Here is an 18,741-nt window from a genome sequence, read left to right as displayed (position 1 = left end):
GCTCAATCCCGCCAAAGCGACGGGGTGATCAGGGCGATGATCGCCAGCGTTTCCAGACGCCCGATGACCATGGCCGCGCACAGCGTCAGCTTGGCGCTGGCAGAAAGATCGATCAGGCGAATTGGAACGTCCGTGGCCAACTCGATCAGCGGACCCGTCGTGCTGAGCGTGGCCACGCTGAGCACCATGGCCTGTTCAAACCCTGTCCCCATCGCGGCAAGCAATAGGTTGAAGACAGCAAGGGTCAGCGCAAAGAGCATCAGGAAGATCCAGGCGATGAACGCCCCACCGCTTTGAATGCGGCGATTACCTCCCCCCGCACCGCTGACGGACGAGGGATAGATCAGGCGGTCAATCTCTCGTGCGCCGTTCAGATACAGCGCGAAGACCCGCAACAGCTTGACCCCTCCGGCCGTCGTCGCGACGCCTCCGCCGATCAATGCCAGCCCCATCAGCAGCAAACCGGGCGTTCCCAAACCCGACAGTTGCTGTGCGTCGTTCCAGTTCGCGCTTTCGAATCCAGCCGTCGTCAGGAAAGCCAGAACGGTGAACAGCATCCCCCAGATGACCTGCAAGGCCTGCAATGGTTCCAGTTGACCACCGATTTCCGTCACGCCCGCGACAACCCGGAAGAACAACAGGATTGCGACGGCCAGGACAATCATCAGACCGATGCGAAACTCCGGATCGGTATCCAGACGGGAATAGCCCGTTGTTGCGGTATCCTTCGAAAAAGTCAGGCGCGAGAGAGCAAAGAACAGGAACAGAAACAGGATGGCTTCCCCCGTAAACCCGGCCTGCGCCCCTTCCATGCCCCCGACCGGAGAGATGCCGGACGTGGCCATCACTGCCATCGCATGGCACACCGCCGTCAGACCGACTTCACCGGCAATCAACAGAAGAACCCAGATCACGGACGTCAGCCCGACATAGACTGGCGTCAGGGTTCTGGCGACGCGGATCAGACGGCCACGCGGGTCCGCGCGTTCGCTCTGCGCCACCCCTGACACCGGGCGCCCCGGCTGCCCTTTGGCAGTGACTTCGAACCCGCCAAGCGACAGCGGCGCAAGGATCGCCGCGGCGGCGATCCACATCAGCAGCCCCCCCATCCAACCGACCATGGCGCGCCACAAATGCAACGGGGCCGTCAGACGGGCCGGATCCGGAAACAGATCCGCCCCCGTGGTCGTCAGAGAACTGACCATATCGAAATAGGCGTTCAGAAAGGTGGTCGTTCCAAGCGCGTCGTGAAAAGGGATCGCAAGAAATATGGGCAGCAGCGTGAAACAGGCCAGCATCACCGCCAACTGCCCCAATGTGCCGCGCCGGGGTATGCGGTTGGAGGACGCCATCGCGATGGTCGCAACCAGAAACAAGCCCAGGATCCCGGAATACAGAAAGGAACGTGACGTGTCGTGATCGTCCAGAGCCAACGCATAGATCGCCGGAATCCACATGGTCAGGGATGCAATACCCCAGATCAGCAGGAACAACGGCAACCGCCGCAACAATCCAACCCGTTGTGTCCCTGCATGCGCCATCAGAAGAAATCGATTGAAACCTGCATCAGGCGTTCAACCTCTGGCACGTCTTTGGCCATGGCAAAGATTGCGACCACATCTTTTTCATCGATCCGCAGACTGCCGGTGGGTCGCAGAACCTCGTCTCCCTTGCGGACCGCGCCCACAAGCACACCTTCCGGAAAGTCGATATCGCGCAGACGTTGCCCGGCCATAGGCGAGGTCGACAGAACCTCGGCCTCGATCACCTCGGCCTCGGCATCCCCTATTGAATAAACCTGACGCACCCGCCCATGCCGGATGTGCCGCAGGATCGAGCTGACGGTTGTCGCCCGCGGGTTGATATAGGCATCGATCCCCAAAGGCCCCATCAGGGCCACCATGCTGGGGTCGTTGATCAATGCAATCGCCAGAGCGCACCCTTCGGCCTTGGCACGCACCGCAGCCAGCATGTTCGTACGGTCGTCATCCGTAACTGCCAGCATCGCATCGGCCCGTTCGATCCCCGCCTCGCTCAGCAACCCGGCATCCAGCCCGTCGCCATGCAGCACGATCGTCCGTTCCAGAGCTTCGGCGGCGAGTTCAGCGCAACGGCGGTCGCGTTCGATGATCTTGGCCCGCACACGGCTTTCGCGTTCTTCCAGCGTTCTGGCCACTTCCAGCCCGACATTTCCACCGCCCACGATCACCACGCGATCCTGCCGCTTCTGCGCCTTGCCGAACACCTCCATGGTGCGATCCACGTCCTTGACGTTGGTAAAGACATAGCATTCATCGCCCACGAACAGCTGATCCTCGGACTCGGGCGCAAACAGCGTGCCTTCGCGCCGCACCCCAACCACGATGGAACTGAGGGTCGAGAACAGATCCGTCAGCTGCCGCAACGGCGTATTGACGATCGGGCAATCCTCTTCCACCCGCACCCCAAGCAGCTGCGCCTTGCCGTCCATGAAAATCTCGGTGTCAAAGGCGGACGGGGCCGACAGGCGGCGCATGGCGGCAGCGGCAACTTCGCGTTCGGGGCTGATCACCACATCAATCGGCAGATGATCGCGACGGTACAGATCCGAGTGGATCGCCTCGAGATAGGATTTCGACCGCAGGCGCGCGATCTTGCGCTGGATCGAAAAGACCGAATGCGCCATCTGGCAGGTGACCATGTTCACCTCATCCGAATGGGTGGCGGCAATGATCATGTCAGCGTCACGGGCCCCTGCCCGTTCCAGCACGTCCGGGTAACTTGCAAACCCGGCGATCCCCTGCACATCAAGCGTTTCCGTCGCCCGCCTTACCAGGTCGGGATTGTTGTCCACGACGGTAACATCGTTCAGCTCGCCCGAAAGATGCCGCGCGATCTGCCAGCCGACCTGACCCGCACCGCAAATAATGACCTTCATGCTTCTGGCCCTTCTGCCTGAAAGGATTGAATGACAGATGCCCCCAGAGCGGTCAATTGAATTGTCATCGCAGCCCGGCTGCGGCATGATAAGCATATGAAAACGCTGTTTCCTATGCTGTTACCTTTGATGGTGCTGTCTTCTTGCGGACCACTTTCGCTTTACTATCGCGAAGGTGAAACCGTATCGCGCCTGCAAAAAGAGACCACTCAGTGCCAGCTGAAGGCGGTCAAAGAGGTGCCGGTAGCCAATCAAATCCGCCAAAGCCCGCCAACCTACTGGCCGGGGCGGACCTATTGCGACGGCAGGGGGCGTTGCTATCAATCGCCCGGTTGGTGGCAGCCCGGCCGTGTTTATACCGTGGATGTGAATCAGGGCCTGCGCAATACGGTCGAAGCGCAATGTATGGCCCAAAAAGGGTTTCGACCCGTCAGCCTGCCGCCGTGCAAGCAGAACGTGAAATCACGCGTGCCAGCGACGCGAACAACGACTTTGCCACCGCTCAACAGCGCGTCGTGCTTTGTGAAATTCGATGACGGCTCGTTTCAGATCATAACGCCCGGTCAGGCCGGCTGAGGGCGTGCGACCGGCAGATTATTCTACCGGTTCAGTTTCATCGATTTGTGCCACACGCGCGCCGGATTTGTTCGAAGTCACCACGCCCAGCGATTTCAACTTCCGATGCAGGGCACTGCGTTCCATGCCTACAAAGCTGGCCGTGCGGCTGATATTTCCGCCAAACCGGTTGATCTGTGTCAGCAGATATTCTCGCTCGAACGCCTCGCGGGCTTCGCGCAGCGGCAAGGTGGCCAGCGCGCCAGACAACACGACGCGGCCTGAATCTTCTGCCTTGTCTTCTTCGTTGGGCAGCTCGCGCGCCTCGATCGGGCCGGAGCCATCGCCAAGGATCAGAACCCGCTCGATCAGATTCTTGAGCTGACGCACGTTGCCGGGCCATGTCATCGTCTGCAACAGAGCAACGGCCTCTTCCGACAGTTCCCTGATCGGCAAACCCTGAGTTTCGTTGCACATCTCGATGAAATGCTGCGCCAGAACCGGGATATCTTCGCGCCGGTCTTCCAATGACGGCACGGCAATCGGGACGACGTTCAGACGGTGGTACAGCTCTTCCCGGAACCGTTCCGCCACGATTTCTTCGTCAAGATCCTTGCTTGTCGACGAGATCACGCGAAGATCCACGCGCACCTTGTCACTGCCACCTACACGCTGGAATTGCTGATCCACCAGCACCCGCAGGATTTTTGACTGTGTCCCAAGGGGCATGTCGGCGACTTCGTCAAAATAGATCACGCCTCCATGTGCCTCTTCCAGCAAACCCGATTCCACGCCGCGTTCCGCCGATTCCCGACCAAACAGCACCTCTTCCACACGTTCGGGTTCGATCCCAGCGCAGTTTACCGTGACAAATGGCGCGTTGGCACGATTGGAGTGGGCATGGATGTACCTTGCTGCAATCTCTTTGCCGGACCCCGCAGGGCCGCTGAGCATCACGCGGCCATTCGACTTGGTCACCTTGTCCAACTGCCCCTGCATGGCGCGGAACGCGGCGGATTTTCCGATCATGTCGGAATTGTTGACTTCTTTCCGCTTCAAAGACGCATTCTCGCGACGCAGGCGAGAGGTCTCCATCGCGCGGCGGATCACTACCATCAACTGGTCTATGTTGAACGGCTTTTCGATAAAATCATACGCGCCCTGCTTGATTGCGGCGACGGCAATTTCAATGTTGCCGTGGCCCGAAATAATCACCACCGGCACATCCGGGTTGTCGCGTTTCACCGCTTTCAGGATGTCGATGCCATCCATACGGCTGTCTTTCAGCCAGATATCCAGGATCAACAACCCCGGCGGTTCAGAGTTGATTGACGCCATGCACTCGTCCGAGTTGGCCGCCAGCCGGGTTGAATAGCCTTCGTCCTCCAGAATGTCGGACACCAGCTCGCGAATATCGCGCTCATCATCTACGATCAGAATGTCACTCATCTTTGGCCTGCTTTCAGTTTGTTGGTTCTAATTGCCTGCTTCTGTGGCGCTGCCGTTTGGGACACAGTAACCCCCGGCAATCGGATCACGGCCATCGCGCCAAAATGGTCCTGTCCGTCAAATACCGGCGCATCCTCGAGGGTCAGCGCGCCGCCATGCTCTTCAATGATCTTCTTGACGATGGGCAGGCCCAGCCCCGTCCCTTCGTCACGTGTCGTTACATAGGGCTCAAACAGCCGTGCCCGATCCTCGGGCAGACCGATCCCGTTATCTGCAATGGTTATGACCGTACCCGCATCATCACTGGTAACCGCCACTTTGATCTGTGGCTGAAGGTTGTCGGGCGCCCCTTTTTCCTTAAGGGTTACAATAGCTTCCCCGGCATTCTTGATGAGGTTGGTAAGCGCCTGATTCAGCATGGTTGCATCCACATCGGCCATGATGGGCTGTTGCGGCAGATCGGCATCGATCTGCACCTCCGGCTGCCCGGCCTGTTGCAGCAGAACCGCCTCATGCACCAGATCAACAAGGTTTTCTTCCCTGCGTTCAGGTTCAGGCATCCGTGCAAATTTCGAGAATTCATCCACGATGCGACGCAGATCGTTGGTCTGCCGCACAATCACGTTCGTCATCGAATCCAGGCTGCTGCTGTCTTCCTCGTCCAGCTTTCGCGAGAACTTGCGCTTGATCCGTTCCGCGCTCAGCTGGATCGGGGTCAGAGGGTTCTTGATCTCATGCGCGATGCGGCGGGCCACATCACCCCAGGCCGCCATCCGTTGGGCGCTGACCAGATCGGTGACGTCGTCGAAGGCAACCACGTAACCTTCCAGGCCGCCATCTTCTCCGCGACGGATGGCCATGCGGACCAACAGGTTCTCAAGCCGCCCCTTGCGGGTCACTTTGATTTCGCCCTGAACGGCCTCTTGCCCGCTGTCCTTCAGACTTTCGAACAGGGGCAGAAATTCCGGCACCGCAATGCCGATGGCCAGATGCTGCTCGCCCCCGGTCCAATCCAGCAACCGCTCGGCCGAACGGTTCACGAATGTAATGCATCCTTCCGGGTCCACCCCAACGACACCCGAAGTGACCGAGCTGAGCACCGAATCGAACAGACGGCGCCGGCTTTCAATTTGCCGCGTGTTCTCCAACAGCGTATCGCGCTGCCCTTTCAACTGCCGGGTCATCTGGTTGAAATACCGGCCCAGCATCGCGATTTCGTCGTCGCTGGCCTCTTCAATCACCTGGACGCTCAGATCACCGGCCCCAACCCGCTGCGCCGCGGTGGTCAACCGCCCCACGGGACGCGACAGCCGTTCGGCAAACCACATGCCCAGGGACATTGCCGCAAGGATCAGGATCAACGCAAAGCCCAGATACAACAGACCGAACTCGAACAGCACCCTGCCCCGTTCGCTTTCCAGTTGCTGGTAGAACTGCGCCGTTTCCTTGGTATCGTCCAGCAGCGTCAACAACTGCCCATCCACCTCGCGGCTGACATAGAGATAGCGATCCAGATAAGCCTTCAGAGGGACCAGCGCGCGGAACTCATTGTTGGGCCAGTCGGCGATGATCAGCAGGCCCTTGTCTGTGGCTTCTGCAATTTGCTCGGGGGTTGGGGCTTCGTAGTTGAACAGATAGGACCGGTCCCCGCGCGATTTGATTTCGCCACCACCGTCGATGACATAGGCTTCGCGCAGCCCCCGTTGAATCTGAGCCTGCCCCTGCGCCAGAACTTCGCGCAGTTCAGCGTCCGAGATATAGAAATCCAGCGATCGCGCATTGTCCAGATACCGTGCAAGAACAGACGCGTCTTGCGTTAAACCTCGGCGGTGTTCCTGTTCATACGCTTCTGCCGCCGTCAGCGAAGATCCCACAACCTGACGCACGCGGTCGGAAAACCAGCCCTCAAGCCCGATATTGACGGTCAACCCGGCAAAAATTGCCACGGTCACGGTTGGAACCAGCGCCAGCAGCGTAAACGCCCCGATCAGGCGCAAATGCAGGCGCGAACCCGCCGACTTGGCCCGACGTGCGGCAATCAAGCTGCCAACCTGCCCAAGCACAAGTGCTGCAACAACCAGAACGTATACCAGATCGGCCAACAGAATCAGCCGCAAGGTCGGTGCTGTCGCGCCAAGATCGAAAGGACCGATGACTAGGTAAGTGGCCAGCGCCAGAACGGGTCCCATGAGAACCAGGCCAAACGTGCCAAAATTGCGCAGTTTCCGTGATTTACGCCATCGACTGATCGATGGGATCATCCCGCTCTGTGCTCGGGTTGCCACTGTCTGCCCTCATCCTGATGTGCCGCTTGCGCGGCTTACCGCCATATATCGTGATCTTTTCCCAACAGATGCCGGGATGCCACGGTTTGTGTGGCGATATTACATCAGTTTGCGTCGACGTGTCACCTGAATATCGAGATCCGTAATCTTTTTCCGCAACGTATTTCTGTTGATTCCCAGCAAATCGGCACATTTCGCCTGATTTCCGCCAGTTGCGTCCAGAGCGATTTCGATCAGTGGGGCCTCAACTTCCCGTAAAATGCGCTGATACAGGCCCGGGGGCGGCAGAATGTTGCCGTGAAGGTCAAAATACCTCCGCAAATGTCGCTCGACCGAGGTCGAAAGCTTTTCGCGCTCACCGCCGCTCAGAACCGGTTCCGCCTCTGGCTGGCTGCCCAGCACCATTTCCACTTCGGCTTTGGTGATTTCATCAGCGCGGCTGGTCAGACCCAACCGGCGCACGGCATTCTCCAATTGCCGCACGTTCCCGGGCCAGGAATAGCGCCGTACCAGTTCCACCGCCTCGGGGCTGAGCCAGCGTTTGGTGCCGTTTTCCCGCTCTTCCCGCGCCAGAAAATGCTCGGCCAGCAGCGGTATGTCGTCCACCCTTTCGCGCAGTGATGGAACGTGGATCGTCGCCCCGCACAAACGATAGTAAAGGTCCTGACGGATGCGCCCGTTCTCCATCCCTTCGGTCAGGTCCGACTGGCTGGTGGCCATGAAGCGGGGAACGTGATCGCCCGGTGTATCCATCATACGGACGATGCGCGCCTGAACCTCATCTTCGATATCCGCGATTTCGTCTATCAACAACGTGCCGCCACGAACCCGTGCCATCACACGGGCCGGGCCTTCCAGATCGCGCAGTTCGGCAGCGGTGACAGTGACAAAGGGCAAGGTTCGACGGTCGGAAAAATCGTGAATGGCCCGCGCAATCAGTGACTTGCCCGTGCCGCTTTCACCGGAGATCATGACCGAGAGATCCGTGTTCATCACCCGGGCGACCAACCGGTACAGGGCCTGCATCACCGGCGTTCGCCCGACCAGTGGCAGCTCTTCGGGGCGCTCGTTTGCGCCCACGGCCGGCTCTGGCTGGGCGCGTTGTTTCTGATCCAGCGCCCGCGCCGTCCGTTTCATCAGATCCGGCAGGTCGAACGGCTTTGGCAGATAGTCATAGGCATCCGCCTCTGTCGCCTGGATCGCCGTCATGATGGTGTTTTGTGCGGAAATCACGATCACCGGCAAACCGGGGCGGTCTTCGGCAATCTTCGGCAGCATCTCAAGACCGTTTCCGTCGGGCATGACCACGTCGGAAATCACCACGTCCCCTTTCCCCTCGCCGACCCAGCGCATCAACGTGGTCAGTGATGAGGTCGCATGCACCTTGCACCCGGCACGCGTCAGGGCCTGTGTCAGAACAGTGCGGATCGTGCGATCGTCGTCCGCGACCAGTACGGTGCCATCCATCAGGTGCTCTCCTTCTTGTCCTCGATTGCGTCTCGCGGCGCGCGGCGCAGCGACAGTTTGAATACCGTTCGCCCGGGCACGGATTCGGCCGAAATCCAGCCGTCATGGTCCGAGATGATCTTGCTGACCAGCGCCAACCCCAGGCCGGTGCCGTTTTCCTTGCCCGATACGAAGGGATCAAAAATGTCGCCGCGGATGTCTTCTGGCAGACCCGGACCATCATCGATGATCTCGATCTGCAAGGGCAGCGAATGCCCTGACCCGTCACTGCGACGCAACCGGAAGGAATGTTCGAAATAGGTCCGCAGGCGGATCGTTCCGCCCTGCGGTCCTGCGGCTTCGGACGCGTTCCTGAGCAGATTCAGGATCACCTGAAGAAACTGATCCGGGTCTCCGTAAGCCAGCGGCAGCGACGGGTCGTAATCTTCGACGATCGTCATGTCAGCGCCAAATCCCAACAAAGCCGACCGTCTTGCGCGATCCAGCACATCGTGGATGTTGACCGGCTTGAAGTCGGGTTTCTGAAGATTCCCAAATTGCTCGACCTGTTCCAGCAACTTCACGATCCGGCGACTTTCGGCGACAATAAGGTCAGTCAGCTCAAGATCTTGCGGCGGTATATTCATGCTGAGCAACTGCGCGGCACCGGTGATCCCAGCCAGCGGGTTCTTGATTTCATGCGCCAGCATTTCCGCCATGCCAATGGCGGATTGTGCCGCGGATTTGACCGTATTCCCCCGCGTCATCCGACCTGCCAGTTCACGAGGCGAAATAATCATGATCATGGAGCCCGGATGCCCGACCAAAGGCGCAATCTGCAACGCGCATTGCAGCGGCGCCCGGCTACCCGACCCCACATCCACATCATTCACAAACAAAGGCGTGCCCTGCCAGCGGGCGCGCTCGAACGCCTCTTCCAACGGCGCGTCCACGGCGATCTGATCCCACACCGGATGGCCGATCACCGATTTGCGTGACGCGTTCAGAAACCCCTCACCCGCAGCATTCACATCGGATATCCGGTCCTGTTCATCAATAATGAACGCCGGAACCGGCAGCGAGTTCCAGATGCTGGCATCGGAATTCATGCCGCCACCTCGTCCGTATCGCTGAGCGCATCCGCCAACAGGCGCAGAACTTCCGCCGGATCGCGCGACGTTAGCACCGCCCGGCGCAAGGGCGCAGGCGTTGCGGCTTCGTCCATGTACCATCCCAGATGCTTGCGGGCGACACGCAGACCCAGATCGGCGCCGTAGAAATCCAGCATCGACTGATAATGCGCGCAAACCATATCAACCAGATCATGACCGGTCGGAATCTCGGGTGCCCCGGCCCCGTACAGGTCGTGACAGATTTGCGCCAACACCCAAGGCTTGCCCTGGGCGCCGCGACCAACCATCACCCCATCCGCGCCGGACTGTCGCAACGCGGTACGCGCGGCGTCAGTGTCCACAATATCTCCGTTCGCGATGACCGGGATCGATACGGCCTCTTTCACCGCCCGGATTGCTTGCCAATCGGCGTGCCCCTTGTAGAACTGACAGCGCGTGCGGCCATGGATCGTGACCATCTGAATGCCCGCGTCCTGAGCGCGGCGTGCCACGTCGGGCGCGTTCAACAGATTGTCGTCCCATCCCAGCCGGGTTTTCAGCGTCACCGGCAGATCGACCGCGCCCACCACGGCCTCGATCAGTGCCAGCGCGTGATCCGGCGTTTTCAGAAGGGCCGAGCCGGAATAACCGTTTGTTACCTTCTTGGCGGGGCACCCCATGTTGATATCGATCACTCGCGCGCCACGGTCGGCCACCTGACGGGCCGCCTCGGCCATCCAATGGGCCTCTCGCCCGGCCAGTTGCACGGCAGTGTTTTCCACATCCGCAGACAGTTCCGCCCGTTCCCGCACGCCGGGTTTGGCCTGCACCATCTCTTGACTGGCGACCATTTCACTGACGACCATACCCGCACCGAAACGCATCACCAGATCGCGAAACGGGCGGTCGGTGATTCCGGCCATGGGGGCCAGCAAAACAGGCGGTGCTATTTCCTTGTCGGCAAGGTGCAATGTCAACGTGCTTAATCCTTGGGCAGTTGTGGTTTTGATATCGTTTTCTGCGCATATGAACAAGAAAACGGCACGCGACAAGCCCGCAAAATCATCACATGCCTAATTTTTCATCACTTTACCATGGGTGATTGCCTCTGCATTCACCGCCGCCTAAACAAAGCCCATCACGAGGAGAGCGCGCACATATGACAACCGCCGCCATCATAGTTGCCGCCGGTCGCGGGTCGCGCGCCGGGGGTGGCGTGCCAAAGCAATGGCGCAGCCTTGCGAGCCGGCGGGTGGCCGATTGGACGATCGAGCGCTTTCGGGGACAGGTGGATCACATTGTTTTGGTGTTGTCCGACGAAGATAGCGCCGCATGGGAAGAATTCCGTGGAACGAACCTGATCCTAGCTTCGGGCGGAACGGATCGCGCGGGATCGGTGCGCAACGGATTGGCTGCACTGGCCGACCGGAATGTGCAGCGCGTTTTGATCCACGACGTTGCAAGGCCTTGCGTCACGCCCCGCATTATCAACGACGTTCTTAACGCCCTGGAAACATGTCCGGCGGCGGCACCCGGGCTGGCGGTGACAGATGCGCTTTGGGTTGGGCATGAACAGGCTGTGACCGGCACGCAGGATCGCAGCAACCTGTTCGCCGCGCAAACTCCGCAGGGGTTTCACTATGACGCTATCACCGCCGCCCACGCCACCCACCCGGGCGGCGCTGCGGATGATGTCGAGGTGGCCCGCGCCGCCGGGCTTGATGTCTGCATCGTGCCGGGCGATGCAGACAATCTGAAAATCACCCGACCCGAGGATTTTGCCCGGGCGGAACGCATAATGGGAACGGAAATGGATGTAAGGCTGGGCAACGGGTACGATGTGCACCGTTTTGGCGATGGCGATCATGTGATCCTTTGCGGTGTGAAAGTGCCGCATGACCGCGGACTGCAAGGCCATTCGGACGCCGATGTCGGAATGCACGCGGTCACTGATGCGATCTATGGCGCACTGGCGCAGGGCGATATCGGGCAGCATTTCCCGCCTTCGGATCCGCAATGGAAAGGCGCCGCCAGCGAGATTTTCCTGCGCCACGCGGTCGAGTTGGCAAAGCAGATGGGATACCGTATCTCGAACGTCGATTGCACGCTGGTCTGCGAATATCCGAAAATTGGCCCGCACGCAGTGGCAATGCGGGAAAAGATGTCTGAAATCATGGGCCTGCGTGCAGATCAGGTTTCGGTCAAGGCGACAACGTCCGAGCGGCTGGGCTTCACCGGCCGCAGTGAGGGCATCGCCTCGCTCGCCACGGCCTGTCTGGTGAAAGCATGAACACGGCACAGATGATCGGGACTGTCGGCGGCGTTGGTTATTTGCGCCCTGCCCCGGGCACCTGGGGATCGCTGGTGGCCCTGCCGATGGCCTGGGTATTGCACATGCTGGGTGGTTTCCCGTTGCTGGCCCTCGCAACGGTTGCGGTTTTTGTCGGCGGCCTCTGGGCCACACGCGTGATGACCGAAGATCAGGATGACCACGACCCGTCCGAAATCGTCATTGATGAGGTTGCAGGCCAGTTCATCGCGCTTTGGGCAATTTCCTATCCGTCCTGGGCGCATGGAATCGACATAACTGCGCTCTGGCCCGGTTGGGTAGCTGGGTTCATCCTGTTCCGTCTGTTCGACATCACCAAACCCGGCCCTGTCGGCTGGGCTGATCGCCGTGGCGATCCGATGGGCGTGATGCTGGACGACGTGATTGCAGGTATTTTTGCAGCCATCGGTGTGGTGGTTCTGGCAGGAATCGCACACGGAGTTCTGGGGCTATGAACGTGTCAGACCTGCTGGACCGCGCCAAGGCGCAAGGCGTGATGATCGCCACCGCCGAAAGCTGCACCGGCGGCATGGTCGCTGCGGCCCTGACCGACATTCCCGGCAGTTCTGCCGTTGTGGATCGGGGTTTCGTCACCTACACCAACGAGGCCAAACAGGACATGCTGGGCGTTCAGGCCGAAACGCTGAACGCGCACGGTGCGGTTTCCGAACAGGTCGCCCGCGAAATGGCAGAAGGCGCGCTGCGCAATTCACTGGCGCAACTTGCCGTCTCGGTCACGGGAATTGCAGGGCCGGGCGGGTCCGAATTCAAACCCGAAGGACGCGTGTGTTTCGGCTTGGCCATCAAGGGACGGTCGACGCATGTTGAAACCGTCGAATTCGGCGCCCCCGGTCGCGATGCCGTGCGGCGTGCGGCGCGTGACCACGCCTTGACTCTGCTGAACACGGCCCTTTCCGCAGGCGCCTAAACTTTCAGCACATGTCCGAAAAAAACGCTGCTTTTGAAGTCAGTTGAAAAAAGGCCGCCAAAACAGGCGCTTTTTTTCGCTTTGCCTCTTTTTTCTCCAACCGACGGTGGCTTGAAACGGCCCACACCGCTCACGCAGCGCCTATCCGTGCCGAGTTTCCACGGATAGGCGCACTCATTCGGAAGGGAGAATGGCCCATGAACGGAGCCGATACAGCCTGGATCATCGTAGCAACCGCGTTGGTCCTTTTCATGACACTGCCGGGCCTCGCCCTGTTCTATGGCGGGCTCGTTCGTGCCCGAAATGTCCTCAGCGTTTTCATGCATTGCTTTGCCATTGCCTGTTTGATGAGCGTCCTGTGGCTGGTCGCAGGGTATTCCATCGCGTTCGGACCCGGTGAAAGCGGGCTTTGGGGTGGTTTGGGCAAGGCCTTCCTCAACGGCGTCGACGTGGACAGCCTTGCAGGAACCCTGCCCGAGATCCTGTTCTTTGCCTTCCAGATGACCTTCGCCATCATCACCCCGGCATTGATCGTTGGCGCGTATGTCGAACGTGTGGGCTTTGGCTTTGTCCTGACCTTCTCGGCGCTGTGGATGCTGCTGTGCTATGCGCCCGTGGTGCATTGGATCTGGGGCGGCGGGATGCTGGCTGATGGCGGCATTCTGGGCGAGATTGGTGTGCGCGACTTTGCGGGCGGCATCGTGGTGCATGAAACCGCTGGTCTGGCAGCGCTGATCATCGCTGTCATCCTCGGGCCGCGCCGCAACCGCACCACTCCGCCGCACAACCCCGGTTATGTCATGGTCGGTGCCGCAATGCTGTGGGTCGGCTGGTTCGGATTCAACGGTGGTTCGCAATTGGCCGCCGATGGCGGTGCGGCGATGGCCCTGACCGTCACGCACCTTTCCGCAGCCACCGCTTCGCTGAGCTGGGCCCTGTGGGAGCGCATCCGTTTTGGCAAGGCCTCGATGGTCGGTCTGGTCACCGGCACAATCGCGGGTCTGGCCTCGATCACGCCGGCTTCGGGTTTCGTCGGTCCGGTTCAGGCCCTGATCATTGGCGCGGTGGCTGGTGTTCTGTGTCAGGAAGCCGTCAGCATCGTGCGCAACAAGTTGAATATCGACGACACACTGGATGTGTTCGCCGTGCATGGCGTCGGCGGTATCTTCGGCACGATCATGATCGCCCTGCTTGGCCTCGGCACCTGGACCGCGCAGTTGGGCGGGCTGATTGTCGTGGGTGCCTTTACGGCAGTTGTCACGTTTGTGCTGGTCAAACTGGTTGCACAGATCACGCCACTTCGCGTAGACGCCGAGACCGAGACAAATGGACTCGACCTGTCGGTACATGGCGAGCGGGCCTATGACATGAGCAGTTAAGCCCACCTTGGCTGCCCATCGCCCGTAAGGGCAAAAGCGGACCTCTTGGGGGTCCGCTTTTCTTTTGCCCAATCCCTCTCGACTCCGGCCCAAGGGTCGGGCTATCAGCCCGCAACGTGTTTTCAGCCCCGAGGTTTGCGCCATGATCCCCAGTTCCTTTCCCGACAGCACCGAAATCGCCCGCCTGACCGCCCGGATGCTGCTGGAAATCAAGGCCGTGCATTTCAACTCGCGGGAACCGTTCACGCTGGCCAGCGGGCTGCCCAGCCCAACCTATATCGACTGCCGCAAACTGATCTCGTATCCGCGCATCCGCTCGACCCTGATGGATTTCCTGACCGTCACGGTGATGCGGGATGCTGGCTTTGAGGCATTCGACAACATCGCAGGCGGTGAAACGGCGGGTATCCCCTTTGCCGCCATGGTCGCCGAACGCATGGCTCTGCCCATGACTTATGTTCGCAAGAAACCCAAAGGCTATGGCCGCAACGCCCGCATCGAGGGGGCGATGAGCGAAGGTGAGCGTGTATTGCTGGTCGAGGATCTGACCACCGATGGCGGCTCGAAACTGTCCTTTGTCGATGCGATCCGTGAAACCGGTGCCACCTGCGGGCACACCGCCGTCATTTTCTACTACGGCATCTTCCCCGAGACCGAGAAAACGCTGGGTGATCATGGCGTCAAGCTGCACTCGCTCTGCACATGGTGGGATGTTCTGGCCGAGGCCAAGGCGCAAAAGGCCTTTGACGACGAGACCCTTAGCGAAGTCGAGGCCTTTCTGAACGACCCGCGCGGCTGGCAAGAGGCCAATAAACCAGCGTAAACCTCTTGTGGAAGGATTGGGGATAAACCCGGAAGAATCGGGTAGATCGCCACGATATATGGTGACTTTCCCCACAATTCCTACATAATAAGCCACGCATACGCAGGTATCCAAGCGGTCTGGAAAGTTATCCCTAGGCTTTACCCCAAGTTAGCCACAGGTATTTCCAGATAGCTTGCGGTGGTGTTTCGCGTGTAGAACCTCGGAACGGGCAGCGGGGACAAAATGAACGAGATCAGCAGTATCGAGCAGGCAGCGGCACAGATTCAGAACGCCGAAACCATGCCGCATTCGATCGAGGCCGAGCAGCAATTGCTGGGCGCGATTCTGACCAATAATGACCTGTATGACCGGGTCGCCTCGATCATTGGGGCTGAACATTTCTATGATCCGGTCCATGCCCGGATCTACGAAGTGGCCTCGGCCCGTATTGCAAAGAATGCGCTTGCCTCGCCCGTGACGTTGAAATCCTTCATGGCCGAGGATGAGGGCCTGAAGGAACTGGGCGGTCCCGCCTATCTGGTCAAACTGGCCGGCGCTTCGATCAGCGCATTCGCAGTGCACGACTATGCCCAGATGATCTATGACCTTGCCATCCGGCGCGAGCTGATCCGGCTGGGCCGCGACATCTCGGACAAGGCGGCGCGGGTCGATGTCTCGAGCGAGCCGAAAGAACAGATCGTCGAGGCCGAGCAGCAGCTGTATCAACTGTCCGAACAGGGCCAGACCGAACAAGGCTTTCAATCCTTCCTCAAGGCGGTCACAGAAGCCGTCAACGTCACCAACGAAGCCTACCAGCGTGGCGGCGGCATGGCCGGGATTTCCACCGGTCTGGCCGATCTGGACAAGCAATTGGGTGGATTGCACCCGTCCGACCTGATCATTCTGGCCGGGCGTCCATCCATGGGTAAGACCTCGCTGGCGACCAACATCGCCTTCAACGTGGCCAAGGCCTACAAGCGCGGCACAAAGCCCGACGGAAACGAAGGCGCGATCGATGGCGGCGTTGTTGGCTTCTTCTCACTCGAGATGAGTGCGGAACAGCTTGCAGGCCGGGTTCTGGCCGAAGCCTCCGAGATTTCCAGCCACAAAATCCGTCAGGGCGACATGACTGAGGCCGAATTCCGGCGCTTTGTCGATGCGGCCAAAGAGCTGGAAGCTTGTCCACTGTTTATTGACGACACCCCTGCCTTGCCGATCTCGCAACTTGCTGCGCGGGCACGTCGGTTAAAACGGACGCATGGGCTGGACTTGCTTGTCATCGACTATCTACAGCTCTGCCGCGGTATGGCCGACAACCGCGTCAACGAGATTGCCGAGATTTCGATGGGCATGAAAGCCATCGCCAAGGAACTGAACATCCCGGTCATTGCGCTTTCACAGCTGTCGCGTCAGGTCGAAAACCGCGACGACAAGCGCCCGCAACTATCCGACCTGCGCGAATCCGGCTCGATCGAGCAGGACGCCGACGTGGTGATGTTCGTGTTCCGCGAGGAATACTACAAGGAACGCGAAAAGCCCGGCGATCACGAACTGGAAAAGATGGAAGAGTGGAAGCAGGCGATGGAACGTCTGCACGGCAAGGCCGAAGTCATCGTCGGCAAGCAACGTCACGGCCCCATCGGCACGGTCGAGTTGTCGTTCGAAGCTCAATTCACCCGCTTTGGCAATCTGGTCAAGCCCTGGCAACAGGGTGGTGAAATCGAGGGTTATTGATAGCGGACAGAACACCTGCCCCAGATATGAAACGCCAAGCCCTTTGGTGTTTTCCCTGCCCGGTGTTAACGTAACGGTGTCATTCAACCACAACGCTCCATTTCCGCCCGGAGACCCACAGTTTTGCCCGCGATCATATCGGAAATAAGATATCGCAACGGCCCGAACTTTGCCCCGGACGGAGATTTCATTGAAATCCGGGTTCCGACCGGAACCGATGTCACCGGCTTGCAGGTCGATGTTTACAACCCCAATGGCTCGGTGCGCAGCTCGACGGATGTCGATAACGGAACTATGACCACCGTGGGCGGGTTCGACTATTACGTGATTTCGGCGCGCATCAACCGATTTGGGGCGGTCTCTCTTTCGGATAATGGTTCGGTTCTCAGCTTTGTATCCTTCGACTCGCAGGTAACTGCGACACAGGGGCCAGCCAGTGGCCAGACCTCGACCCAGATCGGCAGCAACGGCACGGATGATACCGCGTCTTTGTCATCGAAGGACGGGGTGAACTTTGTTGAGGATCCCAATCCCAGCCCCGGCGCCCCCTGTTTTGTTTCGGACACCCTGATCCTGACGGACAGTGGCGAAATCAGAGTTCAGGATATCTGCCCCGGTGACAGGGTGATGACGACCGGAGGCGGATCGGCAGCCGTTCGGCTTGTGCTATCCCGGTCCCTGCGCCAAGCCGATCTGTTGAAATCACCCGAACTGCGCCCAGTCCGCATCACGGCCGGTGCCCTGGGGCACGGCCTGCCCCGCCGGGACCTGACGGTTTCGCGACAGCACCGAATGCTGGTCCGATCGGACATCGCGCAGCGCATGTTCGACACAAGGGACGTTTTGGTCTCGGCCATCCGGCTGACAGACCTGCCGGGCGTTTACGTGGATTACGATGCGACGCAGGTGGTTTACCATCACGTTGTCTGTGACCGTCACGTGGTTCTTTTTGCCGAAGGCGCGCCAAGTGAAAGCCTGTTTACCGGCCCCGAAGCCCTCAAATCCCTTCCGCCCGAAGCGTTGCACGAGCTTTTGCAGATTTTTCCGGATCTCGACTGCAATAAGGATATGAACCCTGCCGTCTATATCCCCAGCGGCAGGCGACAGAAAAAGCTGGTGGCCCGACATGTCCGGAACAGCAAGGCGATCGTAGATCAGGCCCTGTTCTAAGCTGTAGAACCAAGGCCATCGACCAAAGCGAAAACACCGATCCCTCCTACCACAGCAACGGATTGTTCAGCGCGGAAACGCATCGCGACGGGCCATTCAGCGGTTTCAGGTCAAAACCGTCCAGCGCCTGTCCCAACCAGCCGTGCGGATGGCTGAGTTTCAGCGGTGGCTGGGCAGTATCCTCGGTGATCTGCACAAAACCCGTTTTGCAATAATAGGCCGGGTCGCCATAGGTCAGTGCCACATCCACACCTGCGGCCCGCAAGCGATCCAGACCATAGGAAATCAGCGTCTGTCCAACACCTGTTTTTTGCCTGCCCGTTTGTACAGCCATCGGTGACAGGATGAACACATTGCGCGTATCCTGCAAAAACGTCATCCGGGAAAAAATGGCACAGCCAAGCAGCTCGTGATCCTGTTGGGCCGTGCACACCAGGATATCTTCAGGCGGCGTGCTGTTGACCAATTCGCCTACGAATGCGCCTATTGCCGCCCCCTCCTCTGGCCCTTCCGATGCGGAAAATACGTCTGCAAAAAAACGGATGATCTCTGACGGGTCCCGGGTCAAACCGGTAGAAAAATCCATGGCTTCCTCATGAGTTGACGCTGCGCCCGGTCTTTACCGGAACCGA

General features: G+C 59.5%; 16 protein-coding genes. 8 read left to right on the top strand and 8 right to left on the bottom strand.

Annotated features, from left to right (window positions below):
- Window positions 1-2 precede the first annotated feature (2 nt).
- Window positions 3-1,541: a TrkH family potassium uptake protein gene (locus tag AC2FNN_RS09860; RefSeq protein ID WP_496758250.1), complete on the bottom strand. Its 1,539-nt coding sequence runs from the start codon at window positions 1,539-1,541 to the stop codon at window positions 3-5.
- Complete coding sequence (gene trkA / locus AC2FNN_RS09855; RefSeq protein WP_496758248.1) at window positions 1,541-2,917, bottom strand: Trk system potassium transporter TrkA; 1,377 nt, start codon at window positions 2,915-2,917, stop codon at window positions 1,541-1,543. The genes AC2FNN_RS09860 and trkA overlap by 1 nt, the downstream gene beginning before the upstream one ends.
- Window positions 2,918-3,013: 96 nt before the next feature.
- Between trkA and AC2FNN_RS09850 the strand changes: the two genes are divergently transcribed.
- On the top strand, window positions 3,014-3,493 hold the full coding sequence (locus tag AC2FNN_RS09850; RefSeq protein WP_171632096.1) for a hypothetical protein: 480 nt from the start codon (window positions 3,014-3,016) through the stop codon (window positions 3,491-3,493).
- 18 nt (window positions 3,494-3,511) lie between these two features.
- On the opposite strand, the gene ntrX is transcribed toward AC2FNN_RS09850, so the two are convergent.
- The 5 genes from ntrX to dusB all read right to left on the bottom strand — a co-directional run bounded on the left by ntrX (window position 3,512) and on the right by dusB (window position 10,741).
- Entirely contained in the window at window positions 3,512-4,921 is a 1,410-nt protein-coding gene (gene ntrX, locus AC2FNN_RS09845) for a nitrogen assimilation response regulator NtrX (protein WP_496758247.1), read from the bottom strand.
- Window positions 4,918-7,182 (bottom strand): sensor histidine kinase NtrY-like, encoded by a 2,265-nt coding sequence (locus AC2FNN_RS09840; RefSeq protein WP_496758277.1) that lies wholly within the window; start codon window positions 7,180-7,182, stop codon window positions 4,918-4,920. Before AC2FNN_RS09840 ends, ntrX begins: the two co-directional genes overlap by 4 nt.
- A 123-nt stretch (window positions 7,183-7,305) precedes the next feature.
- Window positions 7,306-8,673, bottom strand: coding sequence for a response regulator (locus tag AC2FNN_RS09835; protein WP_496758246.1), 1,368 nt, complete (start codon window positions 8,671-8,673; stop codon window positions 7,306-7,308).
- Complete coding sequence (locus AC2FNN_RS09830; protein WP_496758244.1) at window positions 8,673-9,761, bottom strand: two-component system sensor histidine kinase NtrB; 1,089 nt, start codon at window positions 9,759-9,761, stop codon at window positions 8,673-8,675. The genes AC2FNN_RS09835 and AC2FNN_RS09830 overlap by 1 nt, the downstream gene beginning before the upstream one ends.
- A complete protein-coding gene (dusB, locus tag AC2FNN_RS09825; protein WP_496758242.1) occupies window positions 9,758-10,741 on the bottom strand; it encodes a tRNA dihydrouridine synthase DusB in 984 nt (327 codons plus the stop codon). The genes AC2FNN_RS09830 and dusB overlap by 4 nt, the downstream gene beginning before the upstream one ends.
- A gap of 182 nt (window positions 10,742-10,923) precedes the next feature.
- On the opposite strand from dusB, the gene AC2FNN_RS09820 reads away from it, so the two are divergent.
- The 7 genes from AC2FNN_RS09820 (at window position 10,924) to AC2FNN_RS09790 (ending at window position 18,109) form a co-directional block, all read left to right on the top strand.
- Window positions 10,924-12,054, top strand: coding sequence for a bifunctional 2-C-methyl-D-erythritol 4-phosphate cytidylyltransferase/2-C-methyl-D-erythritol 2,4-cyclodiphosphate synthase (locus tag AC2FNN_RS09820; RefSeq protein WP_496758240.1), 1,131 nt, complete (start codon window positions 10,924-10,926; stop codon window positions 12,052-12,054).
- On the top strand, window positions 12,051-12,548 hold the full coding sequence (locus AC2FNN_RS09815; RefSeq protein WP_496758238.1) for a phosphatidylglycerophosphatase A family protein: 498 nt from the start codon (window positions 12,051-12,053) through the stop codon (window positions 12,546-12,548). Before AC2FNN_RS09820 ends, AC2FNN_RS09815 begins: the two co-directional genes overlap by 4 nt.
- Window positions 12,545-13,021, top strand: coding sequence for a CinA family protein (locus tag AC2FNN_RS09810; RefSeq protein ID WP_496758237.1), 477 nt, complete (start codon window positions 12,545-12,547; stop codon window positions 13,019-13,021). Before AC2FNN_RS09815 ends, AC2FNN_RS09810 begins: the two co-directional genes overlap by 4 nt.
- A gap of 197 nt (window positions 13,022-13,218) precedes the next feature.
- A complete protein-coding gene (locus AC2FNN_RS09805) occupies window positions 13,219-14,400 on the top strand; it encodes an ammonium transporter (RefSeq protein ID WP_496758236.1) in 1,182 nt (393 codons plus the stop codon).
- Window positions 14,401-14,542: 142 nt separating this feature from the next.
- Window positions 14,543-15,223, top strand: coding sequence for an orotate phosphoribosyltransferase (locus tag AC2FNN_RS09800; RefSeq protein ID WP_170344088.1), 681 nt, complete (start codon window positions 14,543-14,545; stop codon window positions 15,221-15,223).
- Between the two features lie 225 nt (window positions 15,224-15,448).
- A complete protein-coding gene (locus tag AC2FNN_RS09795) occupies window positions 15,449-16,939 on the top strand; it encodes a replicative DNA helicase (protein WP_496758234.1) in 1,491 nt (496 codons plus the stop codon).
- Window positions 16,940-17,062: 123 nt separating this feature from the next.
- Window positions 17,063-18,109, top strand: a complete 1,047-nt coding sequence (locus tag AC2FNN_RS09790; protein ID WP_496758232.1) for a Hint domain-containing protein — start codon at window positions 17,063-17,065, stop codon at window positions 18,107-18,109.
- Window positions 18,110-18,155: 46 nt separating this feature from the next.
- Here the strand turns inward: AC2FNN_RS09790 and AC2FNN_RS09785 are convergent, their stop codons facing one another.
- Window positions 18,156-18,695, bottom strand: coding sequence for a GNAT family N-acetyltransferase (locus tag AC2FNN_RS09785; RefSeq protein ID WP_496758230.1), 540 nt, complete (start codon window positions 18,693-18,695; stop codon window positions 18,156-18,158).
- Window positions 18,696-18,741: the final 46 nt, after the last annotated feature.

Source organism: Ruegeria sp. BHSA118, from assembly GCF_059613405.1.
The sequence above is the reverse complement of the archived record's forward strand: the minus strand, read 5'-3'. Positions and strand labels throughout refer to the sequence as shown.